General features: G+C 68.1%; 20 protein-coding genes and 2 pseudogenes. 9 read left to right on the top strand and 13 right to left on the bottom strand.

All coding sequences use genetic code 11. The features are described from left to right. The coding region (locus ADL25_RS48725; RefSeq protein WP_199839311.1) for a VOC family protein at positions 1-103 on the bottom strand (103 nt) is incomplete at its 3' end. 217 nt (positions 104-320) lie between these two features. Between ADL25_RS48725 and ADL25_RS43295 the strand changes: the two genes are divergently transcribed. Further along, positions 321-599, top strand: coding sequence for a hypothetical protein (locus ADL25_RS43295; protein WP_059133462.1), 279 nt, complete (start codon positions 321-323; stop codon positions 597-599). Positions 600-843: 244 nt separating this feature from the next. On the opposite strand, the gene ADL25_RS43290 is transcribed toward ADL25_RS43295, so the two are convergent. The 5 genes from ADL25_RS43290 to ADL25_RS43270 form a co-directional block, all read right to left on the bottom strand. Then, entirely contained in the window at positions 844-1,236 is a 393-nt protein-coding gene (locus ADL25_RS43290; protein ID WP_059133461.1) for a YbhB/YbcL family Raf kinase inhibitor-like protein, read from the bottom strand. Positions 1,237-1,539: 303 nt separating this feature from the next. Beyond that, entirely contained in the window at positions 1,540-3,372 is a 1,833-nt protein-coding gene (locus ADL25_RS43285; RefSeq protein ID WP_059133460.1) for a glycoside hydrolase family 15 protein, read from the bottom strand. Between the two features lie 264 nt (positions 3,373-3,636). Continuing rightward, on the bottom strand, positions 3,637-4,314 hold the full coding sequence (locus tag ADL25_RS43280; protein WP_059133459.1) for a class I SAM-dependent methyltransferase: 678 nt from the start codon (positions 4,312-4,314) through the stop codon (positions 3,637-3,639). Then, a complete protein-coding gene (locus ADL25_RS43275) occupies positions 4,311-4,814 on the bottom strand; it encodes a hypothetical protein (protein WP_059133458.1) in 504 nt (167 codons plus the stop codon). Before ADL25_RS43275 ends, ADL25_RS43280 begins: the two co-directional genes overlap by 4 nt. Positions 4,815-4,816: 2 nt before the next feature. Continuing rightward, the gene (locus ADL25_RS43270; RefSeq protein WP_374203107.1) at positions 4,817-6,157 is read right to left on the bottom strand and encodes a molybdopterin-dependent oxidoreductase; all 1,341 of its coding nucleotides are present in this window, start codon (positions 6,155-6,157) and stop codon (positions 4,817-4,819) included. A 301-nt stretch (positions 6,158-6,458) separates the two neighbouring features. Here ADL25_RS43270 and ADL25_RS43265 point away from each other — a divergent pair, with 301 nt between their 5' ends. Further along, on the top strand, positions 6,459-6,902 hold the full coding sequence (locus ADL25_RS43265; protein WP_234381297.1) for a GtrA family protein: 444 nt from the start codon (positions 6,459-6,461) through the stop codon (positions 6,900-6,902). A 29-nt stretch (positions 6,903-6,931) separates the two neighbouring features. On the opposite strand, the gene ADL25_RS43260 is transcribed toward ADL25_RS43265, so the two are convergent. Beyond that, positions 6,932-8,308: a glycosyltransferase 87 family protein gene (locus ADL25_RS43260; RefSeq protein WP_059133457.1), complete on the bottom strand. Its 1,377-nt coding sequence runs from the start codon at positions 8,306-8,308 to the stop codon at positions 6,932-6,934. A 614-nt stretch (positions 8,309-8,922) separates the two neighbouring features. On the opposite strand from ADL25_RS43260, the gene ADL25_RS43255 reads away from it, so the two are divergent. The 5 genes from ADL25_RS43255 (at position 8,923) to ADL25_RS43235 (ending at position 12,949) form a co-directional block, all read left to right on the top strand. Next, positions 8,923-9,618: a glycosyltransferase family 2 protein gene (locus ADL25_RS43255; protein WP_059133463.1), complete on the top strand. Its 696-nt coding sequence runs from the start codon at positions 8,923-8,925 to the stop codon at positions 9,616-9,618. Positions 9,619-10,671: 1,053 nt separating this feature from the next. Further along, positions 10,672-10,905, top strand: a complete 234-nt coding sequence (locus ADL25_RS43250; protein WP_059133456.1) for a hypothetical protein — start codon at positions 10,672-10,674, stop codon at positions 10,903-10,905. A gap of 16 nt (positions 10,906-10,921) precedes the next feature. After that, on the top strand, positions 10,922-11,296 hold the full coding sequence (locus ADL25_RS43245; RefSeq protein WP_059133455.1) for a hypothetical protein: 375 nt from the start codon (positions 10,922-10,924) through the stop codon (positions 11,294-11,296). Between the two features lie 246 nt (positions 11,297-11,542). Continuing rightward, entirely contained in the window at positions 11,543-11,836 is a 294-nt protein-coding gene (locus ADL25_RS52035; RefSeq protein ID WP_063805866.1) for a prepilin peptidase, read from the top strand. Positions 11,837-12,511: 675 nt separating this feature from the next. Continuing rightward, positions 12,512-12,949 carry a pyridoxamine 5'-phosphate oxidase family protein gene (locus tag ADL25_RS43235; protein WP_059133454.1) on the top strand — a complete coding sequence of 146 codons (438 nt, stop codon included), beginning with the start codon at positions 12,512-12,514 and terminating at the stop codon, positions 12,947-12,949. Here the strand turns inward: ADL25_RS43235 and ADL25_RS43230 are convergent. Next, positions 12,927-13,368, bottom strand: a pseudogene (locus tag ADL25_RS43230) (ATP-binding protein); the annotation flags it as partial. The gene ADL25_RS43235 and the pseudogene ADL25_RS43230 sit on opposite strands and share 23 nt — an antisense overlap. Positions 13,369-13,832: 464 nt before the next feature. Here ADL25_RS43230 and ADL25_RS48720 point away from each other — a divergent pair. Together ADL25_RS48720 and ADL25_RS49535 are read left to right on the top strand one after the other, a co-directional pair. Next, a pseudogene (locus tag ADL25_RS48720) lies at positions 13,833-13,928 on the top strand (alpha/beta hydrolase); the annotation flags it as partial. Positions 13,929-15,080: 1,152 nt separating this feature from the next. After that, positions 15,081-15,656, top strand: a complete 576-nt coding sequence (locus ADL25_RS49535; RefSeq protein WP_159045152.1) for a hypothetical protein — start codon at positions 15,081-15,083, stop codon at positions 15,654-15,656. A gap of 21 nt (positions 15,657-15,677) precedes the next feature. Here ADL25_RS49535 and ADL25_RS43225 read toward each other — a convergent pair whose 3' ends face one another. The 5 genes from ADL25_RS43225 to ADL25_RS43205 form a co-directional block, all read right to left on the bottom strand. Continuing rightward, positions 15,678-16,190, bottom strand: a complete 513-nt coding sequence (locus ADL25_RS43225) for an AAA family ATPase (RefSeq protein WP_059133453.1) — start codon at positions 16,188-16,190, stop codon at positions 15,678-15,680. A gap of 731 nt (positions 16,191-16,921) precedes the next feature. Next, entirely contained in the window at positions 16,922-17,314 is a 393-nt protein-coding gene (locus tag ADL25_RS43220; protein ID WP_159045151.1) for a hypothetical protein, read from the bottom strand. 502 nt (positions 17,315-17,816) lie between these two features. Next, the gene (locus ADL25_RS43215; protein ID WP_059133451.1) at positions 17,817-18,683 is read right to left on the bottom strand and encodes an LLM class flavin-dependent oxidoreductase; all 867 of its coding nucleotides are present in this window, start codon (positions 18,681-18,683) and stop codon (positions 17,817-17,819) included. Positions 18,684-18,697: 14 nt separating this feature from the next. Beyond that, positions 18,698-19,036 (bottom strand): hypothetical protein, encoded by a 339-nt coding sequence (locus tag ADL25_RS43210; RefSeq protein ID WP_234381296.1) that lies wholly within the window; start codon positions 19,034-19,036, stop codon positions 18,698-18,700. Between the two features lie 301 nt (positions 19,037-19,337). Then, positions 19,338-19,949 carry a hypothetical protein gene (locus ADL25_RS43205; protein WP_059133449.1) on the bottom strand — a complete coding sequence of 204 codons (612 nt, stop codon included), beginning with the start codon at positions 19,947-19,949 and terminating at the stop codon, positions 19,338-19,340. Between the last annotated feature and the right edge of the window lie 499 nt (positions 19,950-20,448).

The raw sequence follows: 20,448 nt of genomic DNA, 5'->3' as shown, positions 1-20,448 counted from the left end.
AGGTGCTGAGCACCAGGGTGCCGCCGAAGACCTCCTTGTAGAACTGAAGGGCCTGCCGGGCGTCGCCGGCGAACATCAGGTACGGGTTGAGGCGTGAGGTCATGATTCCTCCCGGTTATGGGGCATACGGTCAGTTGCGCCGCACACTAGCCGCGGCCGCTGACAACGGCCCCCGGGCCGGCCGGTCGCACGTGTGTGCCCCCGCCGATAACCGGTGCCGGCGCCGGGTGCCGTGCTGCGACACTTCCCGCTATGACCGCACCCGAGCTTGGTAGAGGGGACTATCTCCGGGAGATCGAGCGCCTGCCCACCGCGTCAGTGTGGATGCCTCCCGGGAGGGCTGGGTCTGCCTTCCGGACGACCCCGAGGATGCGGCACCGCTCCAGGCGAGTGTGAACGCGCTGGCCCGGACCCTGCGCAGCTACCACTTCCCGGGAGATGGATGCACGGAGGAGGACCGGCCCTTGACCAGACTGGTCGGCGCCGCCGTGTTCAGGCCGCAGGTCATGCCGGCCGGGGTGCAGGAGAGCTACGAGGAGGCGTGCGCGCGCCTCGGCGTCGCGCCCAGGCTCCAGGGCTGGACCCTGTGGAACACCTGAGGTGAGGGGAATCTGGAGGTGACCTTGGTGGTGTCCGCGGTCGAGACGACCGAGGGGCTGCTGGAGAACTGGTCACGGGGCAGGGCCGTCGACCTGGTATCGCCGCTGCCGTCCCAGATCGCCGTGGCCCGCCGGGGTTGGATCGGACCGATGACGTTGGCGCCCCGTGCCGCCCGCCAGGCCGACCTGGCCGGCCGCTGTCCGGGAGGCTGTGACGTCGGAGACGTGGTGGCCCTCGGTGGTGTCAGTGGCGTGTGTAGGGGATCACTAGTACCGCCGAGGCGAAGGCTCGCTGCTTGATCTCCTGCAGAGTCCGGGTCGGTGGTGTGCTGCCGTCGAAGGAGGTTGGGATCGGTTTGTGAAGCGCGTACAGCGTCAGCTGGTACCTGTGGGTTTTGCCGTGGGGAGGGCATGGTCCGTCGTAGGTGGCTTCCCCGAAGTCGTTGAGTGCCTCACGGGCGCCTGGGAGAAGGCGGTGGGCGCTGATTCCGTGGGCACTCGGGGGAATCCCGAGTTGGAGCCAGTGAATCTTGTGGTTATCAAGGTCGACCATGGTCAGGGCGAGTTCCCGTGTTCCGGTCGGCACGTTCGCGAAGTTCAGGCCTGGCGAGTAATCCCTTGGGTCGTCGCAGGTCATGAGCGAGGTGAATGCTCCGGTGCGGTCGAATCCCTGTCCTCGCGTGAGGGCGAGTGGTCCGGCGGACGCGGTGGTGGTGCGTGTGGTGGCCGTGGCGGGCGGGTGTGCGCTGGGGGCGTGCTCTGACGTGCCGGAGCAAGAAGCGCACGCCAGCAGTGCCGCCGTGGCCGCTACGGCTGTCAGGGGCGGGTGTCCTCGCATGCCGCTCACTGTAGAGAGACGGGTGCGCAGGGTGAGTCATCCACGCTGGCCTGCCCCCAGCTGCGTACGTGAGGCAGTCCTCGATCCGTGTAGGGGACGGTTTTACTCGACTCCTTGCGACGGGGGATGTTGTTCGGCGTCGCGGACGGCACGGGCGGCGTTGATGAGTCCGATGTGGCTGAAGGCTTGGGGGTAGTTGCCCAGGGCTTCTCCCGTGTTGGGGTCCGTTTCCTCGGCAAGCAGGCCGAGGTCGTTGGCGCGTGCGAGAGCGGCCTGGAACACCTGTCGCGCACGGACGACATGACCGGTCAGGGCGAGAGCGTGGGCGAGCCAGAAGGTGCAGAGCAGGAAGGCTCCTTCCGCTTCCTTGATCTCGTCGCCCACGTAGCGGCGCACTAGGCCGTTGTGGTCGGTGAGCTGGGTGGCGATGGTGAGCACGGTGGACTGAACACGAGGGTCCTGCGGAGGCAGGAAGCCGACGATGGGCAGCATCAGCGCGGAGGCGTCCAGTTCGTCACTGCCGAACGCCTGGGTGAAGGCACCCGAACGGGGGCTCCAGCCGCGCTCTTCGATGGCATGGCGGACGTTGTCTCGCTCGTGGCGCCAATGGGGTACGCGTTCGTGGGCCTGGAGGGCGGGGGCCATGGAGATGGCGCGGTCCAGCGCGACCCAGCACATCAGTTTCGAGTGCAGGAAGTGTTTGCTGGGTCCGCGCCTCTCCCAGATGCCTTGATCGGGCTCGGTCCAGCGGCGGGCGGCTGTGTCGGCCGCTTGGGCCAGGAAGGCGCGGGTGGGCGGGTCCAGGCGCTCTCCGGGTGGGAGGCATTCGTGGGCGGCGTCGAGGAGTTCACCGTAGACGTCGAGTTGGCGTTGGCGCCAAGCGTCGTTGCCGATCCGAACGGGGCGGCTGTTGCGCCAGCCGGTCAGGTGGGGGAGGAGCCGCTCGCTCAGGTCGTGTTCTCCGCCGATGCCGTACATGATCTGCAGGTCGATGCCACGGTCAAGTTGGGTTGCCGCGGCCCGGGCGAGGAAGTCGAAGAACCGGTTCTTCTCTTTCTCGCAGGCGGCCGTGGCGAGCGCTTGCAGGGTGAAACTTGCGTCGCGGACCCAGGTGTAGCGGTAGTCCCAGTTACGCATCCCGCCCGTTGTCTCAGGTAGAGAGGTGGTGGCTGCGGCGACGATGGCTCCGGTGGGAGCGAAGGTCAGGGCTCGCAGTACGCGTCCGCTGTGGCTCACCTCGTCCTGCCAGGGGCCGACGTAGCCGCGGTGGAGCTTGGACCAGGAGCGCCAGCCTTTGATGGTGTTGGACATGCGGTGTCGGATCCGCCCTGCCCGCCAGCCCACTGACTTGTTTTCCCACGCTGGTGCGACGTGCAGGGCGAATCCGAGGCGGTGTCCCGCCGCGAGTGGGATTCGGCCGTGCGCTGTGGAGCCGCTCACCCGCAGGTCGACGGGGCTCGACAGCAGCAGGACATGGGCGCCCCCGTACGCCGCGAGCCCGCCTCGCACGGTTGAGAGGAGTGGGTGGACGAGTCCGAACTCCGGGCGTGGCGCGTAGGTGATCTCGATGTCCACTTGCCCTTCGGTGCAGGTGATCTGCCGGAGCAGCGTTCCGGGGGAAGCGGTGCCGAGCGCGTGTCCGCGTTCGCGTCGTCCCAGGGCAAGGGCGTCCCGGAGGACTGCCGTGCCCCCCTTTGTGCGGAAGACCGTCTCCAGAACGAGGGTGTCCTCGATGTAACGGCGGCTGATGTCGACCGGGCCGGTGATAGGGCGGATGGACCAGTGGCCGGCGTCCTCGTCGAGGAGCCGGGCGAAGATCGCTGGGCTGTCGAACCGGGGCAGGCACAGCCAGTCCACCGAGCCGTCGGAGGTCACCAGCGCGGCCGAGCGGCAGTCGGACAACAGGGCGTGGTCACCGATCGGCCGCGTACTCATGCGTTGCAGCCCGTCCACCTTGTGCCGGACGCGGCCCGGCCGGGACGACGTGAGCAGTTGCCTGCGCCGTTGGTCTCCCCCGGTGCCTGACGGGTGTTATGGATCTTAGTCTCCCTCAACGGTGGATTCCCCTCCAGCCAATCAGCACGATCGGCGCATCGCACGTGCTGGTTACCGGCAGTTGCCCCGACCGAGTGGCACGGCCTGGCGCCCGCCTGTACGTCATGTCTCCCCGCTGTCGCGTGGCGTGGCGGCCCCGCTTCATCAGCATGGTCCCGAGGCCGAGTCCTGGCGGCCGACGACGAGGAAGCGTCGGCGGCCGTATATCCACTGGTCGGTGACGCTGAGGGCAAGGTCCTCGGCGAGTCTGTGGAGCGCTGGTGCTCCCAGACGTGCCCAGGGAAACGGCGGGCCTTCGTGGCCATGAATGTTTTCGAACTGAGCGGTGCAGCGTTCCTCGACATCGTCGGGGTCGACTTCGACGAGGAGAAGGCCCGCCGGAGTGGTGAGCTGGATACAGCGGCCCAGCAGGGCGCGTGGGTCGCCGCCGATTCCGATGTTGCCGTCGATCAGTAGAACGGTCTGCCAGCCTCCCTCTGCTGGTAGCCGGTCGAACACCGATCGGCACAGTGCGATTCCGCCGAAAGCGATGGTGTGGGCCGCCGCGCGGGGGGTTACGTCGACGCCGAGTGCGAAGACTCCGCGACTCAGGAGCGCCCGGCAGAGCCGGCCCGGTCCGCAGCCGACGTCGAGAACGGGGCCGACGCAGCGGTTGAGTACTGATTCGTCGGCCACGGTGGGATGCGCATACCAGCGATTCACCGGCATCCGGATCCGACCCCCGTCCGCCAGCCGCAGATACACCGGCCCGTGGCCAACCTCCAAGGCGAGCGCAAAGGGGTCTCCTTCGGTGCAGGGCGAGCCGTCCTCATCGGTCGTCACGATGCGGCGTCATGACCTGGTGCAGGTCGTTCCTCGCCGGCGCGGGCGACCCGCCGGACGCGGCGGAGTTTGAGAGCGAAGGCCATGGCGGAGGCAGCGAAGAGCACCGCGGTGACGGCCAGCCACCGGCCGAGGTAGACGTCTATGGACAACCGGGTGGCGCCTGGGTAGGGGGTCGACAAGGCGAAGATGAGGGGGAACCAGACGAGCAGGAGCACACCGGAGAGAAAGGTGGGTACGCGCAGGTAGTTGATCCACGGCGGTTGTGGCATGCGGGTGGCGCGATGCCGTAGGACAGCGTGTGCCGACAGGTCGGCGAGTGAGTACAGGGGCAGCAGGATCAGGTCGTGGAGGATTGCCGCGCCGACGAACCAGATCGCGACCTCGAGCGGGCGGACAGCGAACAGCCGCACCATGGCGTAGCCGGCGATCGCGAACGAGGCGATCAGGACGAGAAGGTGGAGGGGGCCGGAGCCGTACCAGCGGACGAAGCGTGCCATGGTCACGTCCTGAAAGTGAGCCGGTGTACCCACTTGGTGTTGTTCACTCCGGGGTTGGCCGGGACGATGACGCGGGCTGGGTAACCGTGATCGAGCGAGAGGTTCGCGCCGTTCACGCGCAGGGCGAGAAGCGATCGAGGGTCGTGGATCTGATTGCCCCGCAGGACCACCGAGCTGTAGGGGCCGGGTGGTTGGACGGATTGCACCAGGACGCTGCCGGCTTGGGGGAGGCCCGTCAGGGCGGCGAGGTCGGCCAGCCGAAGCCCGCTCCACTGCTGGTTGGGGGTAGACCACCCTTCCACGCAGGCAATCGGCAGCGCGGCGGCATGCTGGGGCATTGCGAGGAGCTGTGCGCGAGTGAAGACGAGCGTCCCATCGGGGCCGTGGATCTCCAGTCGCCAGCTTGGTCCGACGTGTACGGAGGTTACGCCGACGGAAGCTGCCGTCTTGTTGATCTGGAAGCCGTTCGGGCCGCTGCCCGGAGGACGGTTGTGCGGCGCGAGGAGGGCGGTGCTGCGCAGCCAGCCGCCGATGCTCTGTCCTGCCGTAGCCACGAGGAGGAGCAGCGATCCGCCCCCCACCATGGCGAGCGCACCGCGCCGGGTCATCGTCGGCGGGGCCGGGGCGGTCGGGACCAGTCCGTCGGGGTCCGGGGGTTCTGGCCGTGTGTGGGCGAGGTCGGTGCGCAGTTCCGCGGCCAGGCTGCGGGAGCGCAGGGCGCGGATCATCCGGCCGAGTCTGAGGCTCACGTGGACGACGAAGGCGGCGATGAACACCCAGGCGCCGTAGAAGTGCAGGGTGTAGAAGGAGCCCGGAAAGACGTAGAAAAGCTGGATGTTGATGATCCCGGTGACGAATTCGAAGATCACCCCGCCGACCAGCATCAGCAGGGACAACCGCTCCAGTCCGTGGGCGACGGAGCGGACCGGCAGCCACTCGAACAGCTTCGGGATCACTGACCACAACTTGGCCAACAGTACGGGCACGAGGACCACGCCGAGCGTCACGTGCACGCCCTGGGTAAGCCGGTACAGCCAGTAAGGATGAGTGGGCCAGGCAAAGAGGTAGAAGCCCAAAAGGCCCTTGTCCGGGGTCTGATCGTTGATGCGGTCGAGTCCCGGGTTGTAGGAGGCGTAGGAGAGCATCCCGGTGACGAAGAGCAGCGGGATGCCGATCAGCAGTACCAGGCCGAACACGGACGTCAGCCAGGGCCCGCGGAGGGGACTGCGCCAGAAGCCGGGGCGGAACGGCCCCGGGGGCGCGGGAGTCTGCTCGACCCGGCTCACGAGGGCCCGGGTACGAGCGGCCCCCTTGACGGCCTGCGCCGCCACGGCAGCACGCACGCGTTCGAGGCGCCCCTGTGCGTGGCCCTCTACCGATCTCGGGCGCTGCGGCTCGCCGGAGCCCGGGGCCGGCGGCCGTCCGCCACTGCCCATCGGCCTTCTCCTCTGTCCCAGGCCGACTGCCAAGGGGGGATTGAACCCCACAGAGCCATCGGTGCCCGTTAAGTCGGCAGCTACAAACTGGCACAGATCGGGTCGACTTTCCGTGCCTGGCGTGCATGCGGGTGTCCGCTGCCAGCCGAACGGTTGAACCAGCGCTCCGCACGGCTCGACGGGTCGCACGTGGCCTCATGATGGTGGGGTGCGACGTCTCAGCGCACAGCACAGCGCCCCCACCCGGCCCGGCCGCGCCGCGCTGACCAGGGAAGCGTTCTGGTTCGTCATGATCGGTGCCGCCTCCACGGTGGCCCAGGCATTGCTGTACTGGGTTCTGCGCCACTGGTCGCCGCCCATCCTGGCCAATTTCGCGTCCCTTCTTGCCGTCACCGTCCTCAACACGGAGGCCAACCGCCGGCTGACCTTCCGCGGGTCTGCGGTCCGGGTCCTCCAGGCGCATCTGGCCGCAGGCGGCCTGTTCGTCCTGGCGTATGTGGTTACCTCGGGCGCTGTCCTGCTCTTCCGCCACTACCGGCCAACCGCCTCACCAGCAGCGGAGACCCTGGTGCTCGTACCGAGCTTCGCCCTGGTGACCCTGGTGCGCTTCACCGTCCTGCGGATGGTCGTCTTCAGACGCCGCCACCGATGACTCCCTCACACCCGGTCGGCACCTCCGACTCACGCACCGTCCCGCCGCCGCTCTATGCCACCACGCGCCCGCGTCCGGACGAGAGCACCAGCGAGCACCGCCGCGGCGGCCATCCCGTACGCGGTGACCTGGATGTCATGCCACTGCAGTGCGTCCGCGATATACAACACGGTGCCTGCGGCAGCGACGGCGAGCCACTCCCATCGGCCACCCATGGCCACGAGGGCGACGACGAGCAGCGCGTACCAGTAGTACGCGGGCGAGGTGAGCAGCAGCGTAGTACCCGTGACCAGCAGCGATCCGTGCCACGGCCGCTCTGGATCGCCGCGTCGAAGGACGTACCAGGCGCTGAGCGCCACCAGTGCGACGGCAGCCGGACCGGCCCACGCGTCCGGCAGTACCAGCCGCAGCAGTGCGAAGCGGCCAACGTCTCCTGGCTCGTACCCTTCCTCGCGCAGATAGTTGGGGAGATAACCCAGGACCGCGGAACCGGACGCCAGCAGGTACGGGAGATAGACGAGCGCCACAACACCAACGGCGGCGAGTAGCACGCCGGCCATCTCCCGCCCTCGGACACGCAGGTCATACCCGGGGGCTAGGGCCCCCGACAGCGCGCCCGGAAGGGCCAGCACGGGCAGCAGTTTGACGGCGATCGCCGCCCCGAGCAGCGCTCCACGGTATGCTCCCGCGGCCGCGCCGAGGGAGGCCACCGTGAGGAGCACTCCGAGAGCGTCCACATGGGCGTCGTTGACTGCGGCGAACGGCACCGCCGGACACCATGCCCACAGCGCCACCCGTCGTATGTCTCCACACGTACGTCGCTGCACCAGCAGCAGCGCCATCGTCGTAACGACGGCGAGCACCGCACCGGCGAGTTGCAGTGGCTTATGCCGCCCGCCTGACGGGGAGACGGCGTGCACCAGCAGGAACCACCCCTCGGCCACGGGCGGGTAGATCGTGCGTTCGGACGGCCTGTTGATGTGGGTGCACGAACCCGCCACTGAGTGGAGGTCCCACCCACGGCATGCGGTCCCGGCGGGGAAGAGCCATGGATCACGCAACCGGGCAAGCTGCGGTGCGTCCGGGGGGTAGGCGTACGGGGAGATCCCCGCGGCCTGCACGCGACCGTCCCACGCGTAACGGTACATGTCGTCGCTGGTGCGTGGCGGAGCCGAGAGCGCCGCAACGCACAGGGCGATTCCCCCCGCCAGGATCAGCGCCACGGCAGTGCGCACCGGCACCCGCCTCACCGCCCACGCCGCGCCGGCGAACAGCACCCATGCGGCGGCATACCAGTCCAGCAGCGTAGCCGGATGGCCGAGATCACCGCCTGAGCGGACCGTAGCGGTGACGACGGCAACAAGGGCGGCGAGCAGTGCCGTGGCGCAGAGCGTACGTACTCCCACACTCGCCACAGTGGCAGCTGCGAACGAGCCTGCAGTCCTCTCGGCGCCGCGTGTCCTGATCCAGCCGTAGCCTCGAAGGCACGCTCCGGCTCGCGCCGCGTGCGAGCGCGAAGCGGTGGCCAGTGCCGCGACTTCGTCCACGTCGCCGGCGTAGCCGCTGACAACCTGGCGGCGGCCGACGCGGTCGGCCCCTCGCCAGGGAGAGACACTCCGCGCCTACAACCTCGGGCAGCGGCAGCCCACACACCCTGGGAGTGATGGCCACCTCGCTCTCCGAGGCCCGCAGCGGGCCCGAGCCGGTGGTGACCGGCGAGTACCAGCTGGGCGACGCGCGCCACATCACCGCCTCCTCGCCACGGCTGCGCCAGGAACCCGGCCGGTTGCCTCAGGTACCGTTCAGCGTCGGCATGCGGGAATCCGCGAAGGCCCCGCTGCGCGGCCAGACATCGGAGCCTCGGTATGGGCGCGTGCAGGAGATGCCCTTGAGCCCGCAGCCGCCGGATACGTTGCGGGCCCCCAGCGGACGGAAGCGCCCGGCATCCGAACCGCGCCAGCGCACATCGGGTGAGCTCCGGGCGCGACATCACAGTTCTCTCCATACTCTGAAAGACGTGATGGACAGACATCGGCCCCTGGCGGACGTCGTACTCCCGTGCCTCAACGAAGCGGCGGCCCTTCCCTGGGTGCTGGAGCGGATCCCGCCCGGCTGGCGAGCCATTGTCGTCGACAACGGCTCGACCGACGGCTCCGCCGAGCTCGCCGCGTCGCTGGGCGCCCACGTCGTCGGCGAACCAGTACGCGGCTTCGGCGCCGCCTGCGCAGCCGGGCTGCGCGCCGCCGCCGCCCCCGTGGTCTGCTTCTGTGACTGCGATGCCACCCTTGACCCGGGGCTGCTGCCGTCCCTCGCTCAACCCGTCCTGGACGGTGAGGCGGACCTGGTGCTCGGGCGGCGCAGGCCGACGACGCAGGGTACCTGGCCGATGCACGCCCGGCTCGCCAACCGCGAGCTGGCCCGACTGGTCCGCCGCCGCACCGGCCTGCACCTGCACGATCTCGGCCCGATGCGGGTAGCCCGCCGGGAGGCCCTGCTTGACCTAGACCTGACCGACCGTAGGTCGGGTTACCCATTGCAGATGGTTGTTCGCGCCGCAGACGCCGGATGGCGGGTGCGCGAGGTCGACGTGCCGTATTACCCGCGCGCCGGCCGTTCCAAGGTCACGGGTACCTGGCGAGGGACCTGGCACGCGGTGCGCGACATGCGCGCGGTGCTCAGCGAGCCGCCGCGAAGTCTGGCGGGAGCACCTCGGTGAGCGGCCCGGTTGGCCGGCCGCCGGAGATCGTCGTTGGCCTCGTTGCCGCGCTACCCCGATGCAGGCCACCGGTGCCAGCGCCACCCGTCATTCGACCTGCACCCACGGGGTAGCCGCCTATGTTCTGGGGCAGGCAGCTACGACGCAAAGGGGAGATTCCGAGACCCCGCCACCGCCACACTCCAGCCCGGGCAATCCGAGGGTGCTGGTAGGGCTGGCGAGGCGGCGAAGGCGGATGTCCGGGTCCGATGCCGGATGCCCGACGCCGGATGTTCAAGGTCCCGGGCACCCGCCCCGGTACCGGCCCGGGCGGCCCGGCGGGCGGATCGCACCGGCTGCAGGCCTGCGCTCCAGGGGTGCGGTACGGGGGTGCGGTACGGGGTTGCGGTGGTGCGGTGGCCGTGTGGGGGGTGATGGGGGGGGTTCTCGGTGTCCGGGCGGAGTGGAGCTGCAGGTTCACCGCCGGGGCCGGAATGCCCGCCGGGGGGTGGTCGCGTGGAGTTGTGTCGGCGACTGAGCATCTCGAGGGGCTTGTCATATGGTGCATCTGCCGGAATTTCGACATCTGTCACCGATGCATCTGCAACCGGTACATCTGAAACCGATACATCGGAAAACGGCAACAGCGGGTATATCAATTCACCAGCTGTTCTCCGGAGCCGGTTCGCCGACGTGCTCGCCGGGTCCTGCAGGCGGACAGGGTGAGGGTCGGCCGCATCTCCTCAGCGCGCTGTCGTGCCGCCTGCCGTTGTTCCTTGGCTGCGATCCATGCGTCGATGTGGTCAAGGGCCGCCGTGGACTGCTGGACGACGACACGGCGAGCGAAGTGCAGCAGATCCAGCTGGACGACGCAGGGCCGTTCATGTGTTCGGTATTACGTGCCTCAGAATTCGAAGCGAGTTCTGGTCGGGAGGGCGGCCCATCACCGGGTCGAGTACCTCACCGGGAGGAAGGAGCGCATTCTCACCTTCATACGCCGCACCATCGCCGACAGTCGAAGCCCACCAGCCAATTCCTTCCCGCCGGGAGCGTGTCCCGGCTACCGTGGAGGCCATGGGCAAGGAACTGCGCATTGAGCTCGATGACGAACACTACGAGCGCCTCACACGCGCGGCGCGCGAGCGGCACGAGGATCCGACGGTGTACGCCGAACGTGTCCTGACCCAGGAGCTCAACAGGGGGCGGTTCCTCGAGGGGAGCGCCCTGTTCCTCAGCACTCCCGGTGTCCGCGAGGAGTTCGCCGGCCGATTCGGCCCGAAGCCTGGCGCGGCTGCGTCCGCGGCGTAGGGCGGGCAGCGACTCAGTGGACCTCACGGTAGATCTTGCGTGGCTGATGGAGATCGCCCGCACGCAGCTGGGCGACCCGGATGTGACGGACTGGGGAGCCCTGGAAGCGGCCCGCGCACGGCATGCCTTCCACGTCCTGGACGAACCTGTATACCCGCGGCCGCATCACCGGGCCGCCGCACTTTTCCACTCCCTTGCCAGGGTGCCGGCGCTCGAGCACAGCAACGAACTCTTCGCAGCAACGGTCGCGTCCGGCTACCTGTATGCCAGCGGCTTTTCCGTAGGGGTCACCGCCAAGGGAGCCGCCGACCTTGCCGACCAGGTGTCGGCCGGGCATGTGGATGTACGCGCCTTGGCTGCAGCGCTGAAGGAATGGACCGAGGGCAGCTGACCGCAGGCGCCGTCCGCTGCAGACCTTGCTGATTATCATGGCGGCGCCCTGTGGGGCATTGGTACGGGCGTGCTCATACCCCGGTCCCGTGTACCGGCTCTCCGTGCCCCTCGAGGAACCCGGGCGGGCTCGTGTCCCAAAGGCCATCCCCTCACGGGCACCGGTCACTGATGGCTGGGGCGTGCCTGCTGCGCCGCCGGAGACGCCTACGGCTCGAGCGCACTGCCCGTCGCCTTCGTCACGGCCGTGGTCTGCGCCGTGCTGGCGGCCGCCACCGGTGCCTGTTTTGAGCTGGTGGTCTGGTTGCTACTCACCCCGGCCGCCGTGCTGCTTGCCATCGCCGTCGACTATGCGGCGCACCGACTGCCCGACGTGCTCACCCTGCCGCTCGCCGCGGCCGCGCTGGCCGTGCGAGGCGTCGCCGCGGTGTTTCCCGGTGCCGAAGGCAGTTGGACGTCCGCGCTGCTCGGTTCTCTCGTCCTGGGGGCCGGCTACTTCGTGCTCTTCGTCCTCAGCAGGGGCTTGGGGTTCGGTGATTGAAACTCGCCCTCTTCCTGGGGGCTGTCCTGGGCTGGTACGGATGGCGGACCGTTGTGATCGGGGCCTTCGCCGGATACCTGCTCGCCGCGTTGTACGGCGTCGGGCTCATCCTCACGCGCCGAGCCGGACGCCAGAGGGTCATCCCGTTCGGTCCGTTTGTGCCTGTCGGGATGTTCACCGGCGTGCTCTTGGGTTCTACTGCAGGTTCCGGTTTCGGATGTCTTTTTCCGAGAGACACGGTCCCCTGTGGCTTACCGTCCCACCGTGGCGTCTCACCCGGGCAGTCGGCAGGGTCAATCACGCGGTCCCGGCGGTCCCTGCTACGACGCGTTACGGCACTGCCTGGACTCGAGGTGCTGCGGCGGGATCTGGTTGCGGCAGGGGACGTTGGCGTGGCCGATGGCTTGCCGACGAAGGTGTGCACCACCGACGGCGAAGACGAGGTATCTGCCGGGATGGCGTGGCGTTGTTCAGCGGTCCCGGCAGGACGTCTTCCAGCGGCCCCAGTTGATGAAGATCCTGTGTCTCCTGGACGTCTTCAATTGGCCCCGGGGATTGGTCCGCGCGGGGCCACATGGGGGGCTTTTCTCTTCCGAGGGCTCGGGGCGTCTGAGGCTTTGGTCGTAGGTCGTAGGCCGGTGGTGAAGTGATCGACGGCACCAGAGGATGGGAGACATGAAATCTCCTGGTTTTGATGTGGACGCCTTCTTGCAGCAGCCGCTCACCGCCCGCATCGCGACGAGCGGGCCAACGGTGCGTCCTGTCTGGTTCCTCTGGGAAGAGGGAGTGTTCTGGACTTTGACAGGCCCGCGGGCCCGGTTGTTCGACCGCGTGAAGGATGACCCGAACGTCGCTCTCGTGGTGGACGAGTGCGATCTCGCGACGGGCCGTGTCCGGCAGGTGATCGCTCGGGGCCGGGCCGAGCTTGTGCCCTTCGATGTGCCAAGGGGGCAACGCAAACTTGCCCGCTACTTGGGTGCGGACGAGGCTCTGTGGGACGAGCGTTTCGTGCACTACCTGCACGGTGATCCGGGCGAACGGGGCACGATGTGGCTGCGCTTGATGCCTGCCTCGCTCACCGCGACAGATCTCAGCTACTCCGTGGCGTCCTGAGCGTGTACTTCGCAGCGTCGTTCTTCTGCGCCTTCGTGCGGGCCAGGCGGTAGGCCTTGGTTCCGGTCTCGATGGTCGCGTGCAACGTGAGGAGGTCCACGATCGTCGCGCAGAGCCGTGGATCGGTGAAGGTCCGGCTCCAGCCGGTGAAAGCCTCGCTGGGGGCAACCGCGATGCTGTTCCTTTCCTCACGCTCAGTGAGAACTTGGAAGAGTATTTCCGTGCCGCGGCGGTCGAGTTCGAGGTAGCCCAGCTCGTCGATTTCGAGAAGGTCCACCCGTCCGTAGCGGCGATGGTCTTGCCCAGTTGCTTGTCGTCTGTTGCTTCGACCCGTTCGTTCACCAGGGGCGCGGCGGTGGTGTGTAGTGGACGCGATAGCCGGCCATGGCCGCTGCGGTGCCCAGTGCGATCAGACGCAGTGGGTGCCCCTGCAGCCAGGCATCGACCGTCTTCTTGTACGGCTCCATCCGAGGTGATGTCCGTCCTGGCCGGCGGCGTGGGGTGGGCACCGGCGAGTACCGTGCCTCGCGTACGGGGCGGGGATTCAGGCCGTACTTCCGTGGCAGAGCCCGGATCGACAGTTGCCGCTGCCAGCTGTTCCGCCGGATCCGGTCGAACAACTCTTGCTTGGACATGGACATCCACAGCACCGCCCCTGCCGGAGACCGTGGGGACCGTCTCACTGCGAGAGCGGAGGTGGGGGCACTTGGCCTGTCACCCCGCAATGCACCCGCGAGCCCAGCAACTGGGGCGTTGGAAGACGTCCTGCCGGGGCCGCTGAACAACGTCACAGCCAGCCTCCAAGGTGAAGAGCCGCGCAGCACCGTCCACCACAGCCGAGGCCACTCGCGCGAGGCCCCTCTCGCGCTGTGCTCATCGCAGGGTGGGCGTGGTCTTGGTCCCGGACTGCGGGCACAACATCATGCTGGACAACCCGGAAGGCTTCGCCAGCGCCACCGCGGCGGCGCTGGCCGACTGAACCCCCATCGGGCAACCGCGCAGCACCCCCGACAAGGGCGTGATCCAGTATGCGGTGGTTGAGACTGGTAGGCCCGCATGTCGAGGTGTCGCGTATTCCCTGGGATACGGCTCAAATGTCACGGTGAGTACTCGTCGTGAGCCTCTTGGCCCCAAGTGCGCGTTTCTGAGAGAGACTTGGTGCTGTGGTTGATGCGACGGCTGTATCCAGCATGATCAGCGGCCTTGGCGGTGCAGTTCTAGGGGCGGTCGCCGGAGTGTATGGACCGCTCTTGCTGGAGAGGCGTCGCAACACCACACAGCAAAGCGGCGATGCCCATTCGACGGTGGCAACGGCACGGCAAGCCGGACACGCGTGGCTTCGCGTGATAGATCGCGCCATTCAGGATCTCCAGGCAGGCAGGGCGGTCGACATCACTGACTTCGACCAGGCCACCGAGTCGGCTATGGACACGCTGACTGCTTCGGTGACCGATCTCGCGCGGCCTAGTGTCGAGCTTCACCGAGTGCCGAGCGGCGGCGCGAACTGGAGCGGTCCCGTCATCACAGGAATGTGGGAGGTCACCCGACAGCTGCGCAGAGTCGTGCTTGGCTTGTCGGATGTGGCTGGTCTCAGCGAGATCGAGGCCCAAGCGCGGGGACATCGTGAAGCACTCGGGTATCTCCTTCAGGCCGAGATTGAAGCACGCATCGGTCATCCACTGCCTCAGGTGGCATCCCAGCAACCCTGGAACTACAGTTCCCCACTGCCTCACAGCCCTGCAGCTCCACCCAATGCGCCTCCGTCCAGTGACAGCTCTGCTTGGCCCGGCCCTACTGGTATGTAGTCCTCGGTGACGACCGTGTGTCTCGCCACCGTGTGGGGTCTCCCGAGCCGTATCGGCTCCAGGTTCCCCCGGCCTCGGTGACCGGACGGGTGGCTGTCTTGTCGTGGTAACCGAGCGCCTTCGCGATGACGGGGGCCGGGGCATGGAGGACGAGCTGGCGGATCGCGGAGGTCCTGCCGCGCCGTGCAGGGACGCCGATCTTCCGCAGGTGGACTTGGAGGCTGACCGGATTCGTCGGCTGCCCGGGCTGGCGGCCGGGGAAGAGCCACTGTGAGCTTCTGCTGCTGGCGCAGGGCAGGTGCTGGCAGGACTGGACGTATGCCCGCATGAGGTCGGCAACGGGCTCCGAATGCGGGGATGGCGGGATCTCCCAGCCGGACGGTGACGGTGGTCCCGTCGTCGATGACATCGTCGGTGGTGAGGCGGACGATGCGGGTGACGGGCTGCGCGTAGAGGAGAACGGGCGCGGCGGCGACCCGGGCCCGCAGGGGCAGGGAGGCGTCGTTAATTCTCCGCCGGAGAATGGCGAGCCGGCGGTGCTGGTGCAGCGGCGCTTGCTTCTGTGTGGTGACCTGGGGCGGAAGGGTGAGGCGGGGCATCCCGCCGGTCTTCATGCACCAGCGGAGGAACGCCTGCGCCGGGCGCCGGGTGGCCAGCTTCTCGGTGCGCCAGGAGTCGAGTACGGACTGTCGGCACTGCTCGATGATGCGGCCTTGGTCGGCGAGGAGGGCAAGGAAGGCGCTGGCCTGGGGGATCTCCTGCTTGGCTTGGTGCGTCCGGAAGCGTCCCAGCGGTTTGTTTGGAACATCGGAACGAAAACCGGCGGGCCTCCGGCGCCGCCGTCCTCGCCGAGAACTGGCCTCTCGCAGCGAAGGTTGAGCGTTATCACCGAAGGCTGGTGATCGATTGGCGGGCCGTCCGGGTTAGCTGTCGGTGCACGAGGGCCATTTGTCTACCGCCCACTCCGGCCAGCTCGGCCAGCCCGCCGGTGGGGCGGGAATCTCACCGCCGTCGAGTTCGGCGGCGTCAGGCACCTGGAACTGCTCCCGCCAGGCATCCAGGTCGGCCTCGCTCATCGGGAACGTCTGATGCGGTGTTGATTCCTGGCGGTGCGCGATGCGGGCAAGCTGGACGTCCTTGTCCACGGGCAGGTAGACCACCTGGCATGATGCCCCGACCGACCGGGCCAGCCAGCGCAGTGCCGACCGTTCATCACGGCTCCAGAGCCCGTAGTCGAGTACGACGCTGGTCCCGAGTCGCAGCGCCTGCAGGGCGACCGAGATGAGCCGCCCTTCGAGTACCCAGCGCTTGCCGTTGGCCATCGAATCGCCGAACAGCGGGATCATCCAGTGATCCGGGGTCAGCCGCAGCGCCCGGTGGGTTGCGGCGAGCTCTTTGGCACGGGTGGTTTTCCCGGCCCCGGGGAGCCCGACCATCAGGAGCAGGATGGCGGCACGCGGGTGCTGCGTAGTAGTGCCGGGTCCGGCTGCGTGCGGGTGCTGTGAATTGAAACGCTGCGACTGAGACATGACTTCCCTGATCAGGCAGGATGACCCGGCATCACAGGAATACGAGTGACTGCCGGCCGGACACTGATCCGGCGGTATGTCCTGGCACTGTCCCGCGGGGGCAATGGCCGCGGTTACAGCAACCGCAATACCGCCGCTAAGCGGCGGTTGTAGTCATGGGAGCACAGCAGCACATGCCATGATCATAGCGGACACCCGATCTTGTGGGGACGGATATCTGTCCTGCGCTTGACCGTCAGCACCGGCAGTGACGGCTCCCGGTGGGCTGTCCGCCGGGAGCCCTGAGTCGTCGAGGAAGGCCCCCGCTCCCGGCTGATGCTGCGGGCGTGGCAGACCATCCGGTGCGCGAGGGGCACTCGTAGGCGCTCAATACGTGCAGGAGTCCCGCGGGCTCGGTGGTCAGCATGGTACCGATGTCTCCATCTGGGCTCTCGTGTGGGGGAGGAGTGCCGAAGCGGCACGGTGACCGTTGTACTGGGTGTCCAGGGCACGGACGCGTCCTCGTCGCGGAACTCTCGTATCTCCACCGTTGGTCGATGCGCCACCACGTCCGTGGCCCTTTGCGTACGGGGCGCAGTTGTTGTCTGCGAAGGATCGGCCTGCCGCTGTACTGCCAGGGCTGGTCCAGACGAGAACCCCTAGTTCTGCGCCAGGATGACGAGTGCGATGACGGCGGTGATGACGAGTCCGAGGATGACGCCGAGTGTCTGCGGTGTGATCCGGTCCCGTGGTCGTTTCGTTGGTTGGATCCGCGTGGCCGGGTCGGTGTTCAGCTCCCACTGGTTGATGACTCGTTGGACATCGGTGTCGAAGTCGGGGAGGGGGTAGAGGTTGCTGTGGCTCAGTGCCGGCAGTGCGCGGCGCCATCCGCTTGTGGGGGTGATTCGGGCTGTGTGTACGGTCCCTGAGTCGGTTCGGGTTTCGCGTATGTCGATCCACTGGATCTGGTTCCAGGGGTGGGTACGGCCATGCCCTATGCCCCAGTTGATGGTGATGCCGTCGGCGCCGACCGTGGTCCCACTGCGGCGCATGCGGAGGAAGCTCACGCCTGACAGCAGGAGGAGCGTGCCGGACACCAGGAGGGGGTCACCGTGTTGGTGTCGCGGAGGACGAAGGCCCCTTGGAGCACGCAGATGAGAAGCGGGGGCATGAGGTGCCGCCAGGAGGGGCGGTGCCGGTCTTTCGTTTTGAAGATCAATTCATCCACGAGCGCGCACGCTACGCCTCGGATCCGGGCCTGAATCCCGCCTGGTGTGGGAGCTGCAGCGAATCCGTTATAGATCTGGCGGGCCACCGCGACCCCTGTTCGGGGCCGTGGGTGGCTTTGACGGAGTCTGTGGCCCTAGTTGACGGTCACGGCTGGCCCCACCGGTGTTATCGGAAACATCATCGAGACCGGCACCGTTTCTTACCGCCTCGCATGCGCCAGGACCCAGCAGAGCAACGGCTGACAGTAGCCGGACTGGGTCTACCCCAGCTGCGTTCTGCAACCGGCCATCCTCACCCGGGCCGGGGGCGCGCGGTGCTGGTTGACTAATTGAGTACCGGCGGCCCCGCCTCGATGCGCCGCAGCACCGACGCCAGGCAGTCCACATCGGGGCCGGGATCGAGTTGCCGTTCGTCCCACCACGTGGCACCCGCGTCGCGCAGCGGGCCGATCACGTCCTTTGCCTTGGCAGCGTCCGCCGCAGTGGCGCCGCCGACTACGAGGTCGAAGGGGCGCTGGGCGTCGCCTTCTCGATGACCGCGCACATAGCTGATCAACTCCCGCACGTCCTTGGGGTTCGGCGGGTATCCATGCAGGGCGTTCTTGAACAGAGGTACCGCGCCGTCCCACCGCGCGGCCCGTCGCATGGGTGGACGGTTCGGCCAGAATCCTCCGATCCACACGGGCGGCCGGGGCCGTTGCACGGTGGCGGGCTGCAGGCTCACGTTCCGCGCCTGGTAGTGCCGACCGTGATGGTCGACGGCCTCGCCCGTCCAGAACCGTCCCAGCAACTCCAGTCCTTCGTCCAGCCGCTCGGCGAGCGCACGTCGATCGGTGGAGTCGCCGAAGCTGCCGTATTCGTCCTCGACCGCCCCGCCCAGGCCCGCGGCGAAGACGACCCGGCCTCCGCTGAGGTTGTCCAGGGTGGCCACCTGCCGCGCCAGCTGCTGCGGCCGATAGCGAGCTACCGGAGTAAGCAGCGTCCCCACCCGGATCCGTGACGTCGCGAGTGTGGCAGCGGTCAGCAGCATCCACGCGTCCCCGAAGGGCCGCCCCGAGTACCCCCGATCATGGACGTGGTCCCAGGCGAAGAGCCCGTCCCACCCGGACTCCTCGGCTGCCGCCGCGACGGTTGCCACGTTTCGGGGGTCGGCGAAGTCGCCGAAGTTCGGGATATTGATCGAGAAACGCATCCGGGCATCGTGGGCTATCGCCACCTGCCCAGGCAACGGATTATCAAAGGCGCACAGCGATGGTGGGGGGGCGGTACCTGGTTGACGGGCACTTCCCAGTCGGTCCATTCCACGTTCTGGCCGTGGCGCTGCACGCGTACGGAGAGGTAGCCGCAGCATCCGCCCGTGCATTCGGGTTCGCCCAGTACGACGCGTCGTCCCTCACGGGTGGCCCAGTGGGGGCCGTGTCCGTCGATGGGCAGCACTTCCTGCGTGAACGGGCCGCGGGCGCCCTCTCCGACCGTCTGCGCGACCACGTCCTCGTCGTCGATCCGGACCTGCAGTTGGGCGGCCCATCGGGGGCCCGGTGGCACTGCCGTGACCTGAAGGCGATGAACACCCCGGCACCCTACGCGGGTGTGGGCGGCCACGGGTCTTCTGCGGCCGTGTGCGGCCCCCTGGGGCCTGGTCAACGGCCGGTCGGCGTTGCCACGTATCGGGCGTTGCCCGATACGGCAGTGGTGAGGCATGACGAGCCGACCGCGGTGATGCCTGCTGCGATGATCCAATTACCTGCCTGGGGCTCCCTGTTGAACGGGGGTCTTCCCGACTCCGGGATTTTCGGGCCCCGCATGGGCGGCGGGAGTGTCCGTGTGGCGGCGCAGCATGGGGATGTCAGTGCACGTCGCCGAAGGGGTAGGCGTCCTGGATCACGTGCAGGCTGATCCGCATGCGGGTGGGGCTGGTGTCGGCGCTTGGCGCTGTGATGTCGACCTGGGTCGGCCATGTGGTGTGGGGGAAGACGTTGTCTGCTCGGGTGGTGACCGTGACGGGGGAGTCCTGGCTTGCTGCGATGGCCGTGATTGTGACGCGGTAGTTGACGCGGTCGTCGCTTGCGTTGTGGATGGTGAGCGGGATGATCAGGCGGCCGGATTCCCGGCGCGGGGTGTAGGCGACGACTTCGCCGTGTTGCGCGGTGGCGGCCGGCTTTCCGAAGCCGTATTCGTCGGGAGCCGGGATGTGGGTGTCCTTTGGGGCGACCGGGTCTCCGTCGGCGGCTGCGGCGGCGCGTTGTTCGTCGGCCTCGCGCCCGGCAGCGGCGAAGGCGTCGTCGTCCGTCGATCGGGGTGAGGGGGTGTCGGCTTGCGGTGTCTGCTGCGGTGCGGCGACTGCCGTCGGGTCTGCAGCCGTCGACGGTGGCGGGGCCGTCGAGGGGCGTGTGGTGGGGGTGTCGGCTGGTTTGCCGCCGTGGCTTGCGCACGCTGTCAGAGCAAGGGGTGCCAGCACTATTGCTGCTGCCAGGCGTGCGGGTAACCGGAGTGGGCGAAGTCTGCGCTGAGTCACAGGGGAAGGGATACGCGTACGTAGAGCCGTTGGGCAAGTCCCCGCCTTGCTCGCCCTGGTGAGGAGTTGAGCCGCTCCTCCGCGGGCGCAGTTGCATGATCAGCCTATATGTGTCGCTCTGCGCCCTGGGGTGCACAGGGGCCACCAGGGCATCACGACACGTTTCCTCCCGCCCCCGCCCCCGCCCCGGGAGGGGCGGGGGCGGGAGGGGGGACGCCCTTGCCGTCCCTGTCAGGCTTCAGGGACTTTCGGGCGTCTGCCTTTTTGCCGGTTGGGCCGTTGGCCGGGTGTGGGGTGTGGGGGCGGGGTGCGGTTGGCTGGTGTTGTGTGGCTTTCCGTGACTCGGTGCCTGTGTGTTGGGTCAGTATTGTTCGGTTTCTGCGAATCCGGTGTTGGTGTCGTGGTCGGCGTCGAAGGCGGCGGCGATGGGGTCGAATCCGGG

The organism is Streptomyces sp. NRRL F-5122, from assembly GCF_001507435.1.
Taxonomy (GTDB): Bacteria; Actinomycetota; Actinomycetes; order Streptomycetales; family Streptomycetaceae; genus Streptomyces; species Streptomyces lannensis.
The sequence above is the reverse complement of the archived record's forward strand: the minus strand, read 5'-3'. Positions and strand labels throughout refer to the sequence as shown.

Excerpts from the sequence above, each read along its gene's own strand:
- ADL25_RS43290 (WP_059133461.1), bottom strand. The coding sequence starts at position 1,236 with ATGACCTGCGACGACCCAAGGGATTACTCGCCAGGCCTGAACTTCGCG.
- ADL25_RS43285 (WP_059133460.1), bottom strand. The coding sequence starts at position 3,372 with ATGAGTACGCGGCCGATCGGTGACCACGCCCTGTTGTCCGACTGCCGC.
- ADL25_RS43275 (WP_059133458.1), bottom strand. The coding sequence starts at position 4,814 with ATGGCACGCTTCGTCCGCTGGTACGGCTCCGGCCCCCTCCACCTTCTC.
- ADL25_RS43255 (WP_059133463.1), top strand. The coding sequence starts at position 8,923 with ATGGACAGACATCGGCCCCTGGCGGACGTCGTACTCCCGTGCCTCAAC.
- ADL25_RS43250 (WP_059133456.1), top strand. The coding sequence starts at position 10,672 with ATGGGCAAGGAACTGCGCATTGAGCTCGATGACGAACACTACGAGCGC.
- ADL25_RS43235 (WP_059133454.1), top strand. The coding sequence starts at position 12,512 with ATGAAATCTCCTGGTTTTGATGTGGACGCCTTCTTGCAGCAGCCGCTC.
- ADL25_RS49535 (WP_159045152.1), top strand. The coding sequence starts at position 15,081 with ATGAGGTCGGCAACGGGCTCCGAATGCGGGGATGGCGGGATCTCCCAG.
- ADL25_RS43225 (WP_059133453.1), bottom strand. The coding sequence starts at position 16,190 with ATGGTCGGGCTCCCCGGGGCCGGGAAAACCACCCGTGCCAAAGAGCTC.
- ADL25_RS43220 (WP_159045151.1), bottom strand. The coding sequence starts at position 17,314 with ATGCGCCGCAGTGGGACCACGGTCGGCGCCGACGGCATCACCATCAAC.
- ADL25_RS43215 (WP_059133451.1), bottom strand. The coding sequence starts at position 18,683 with ATGCGTTTCTCGATCAATATCCCGAACTTCGGCGACTTCGCCGACCCC.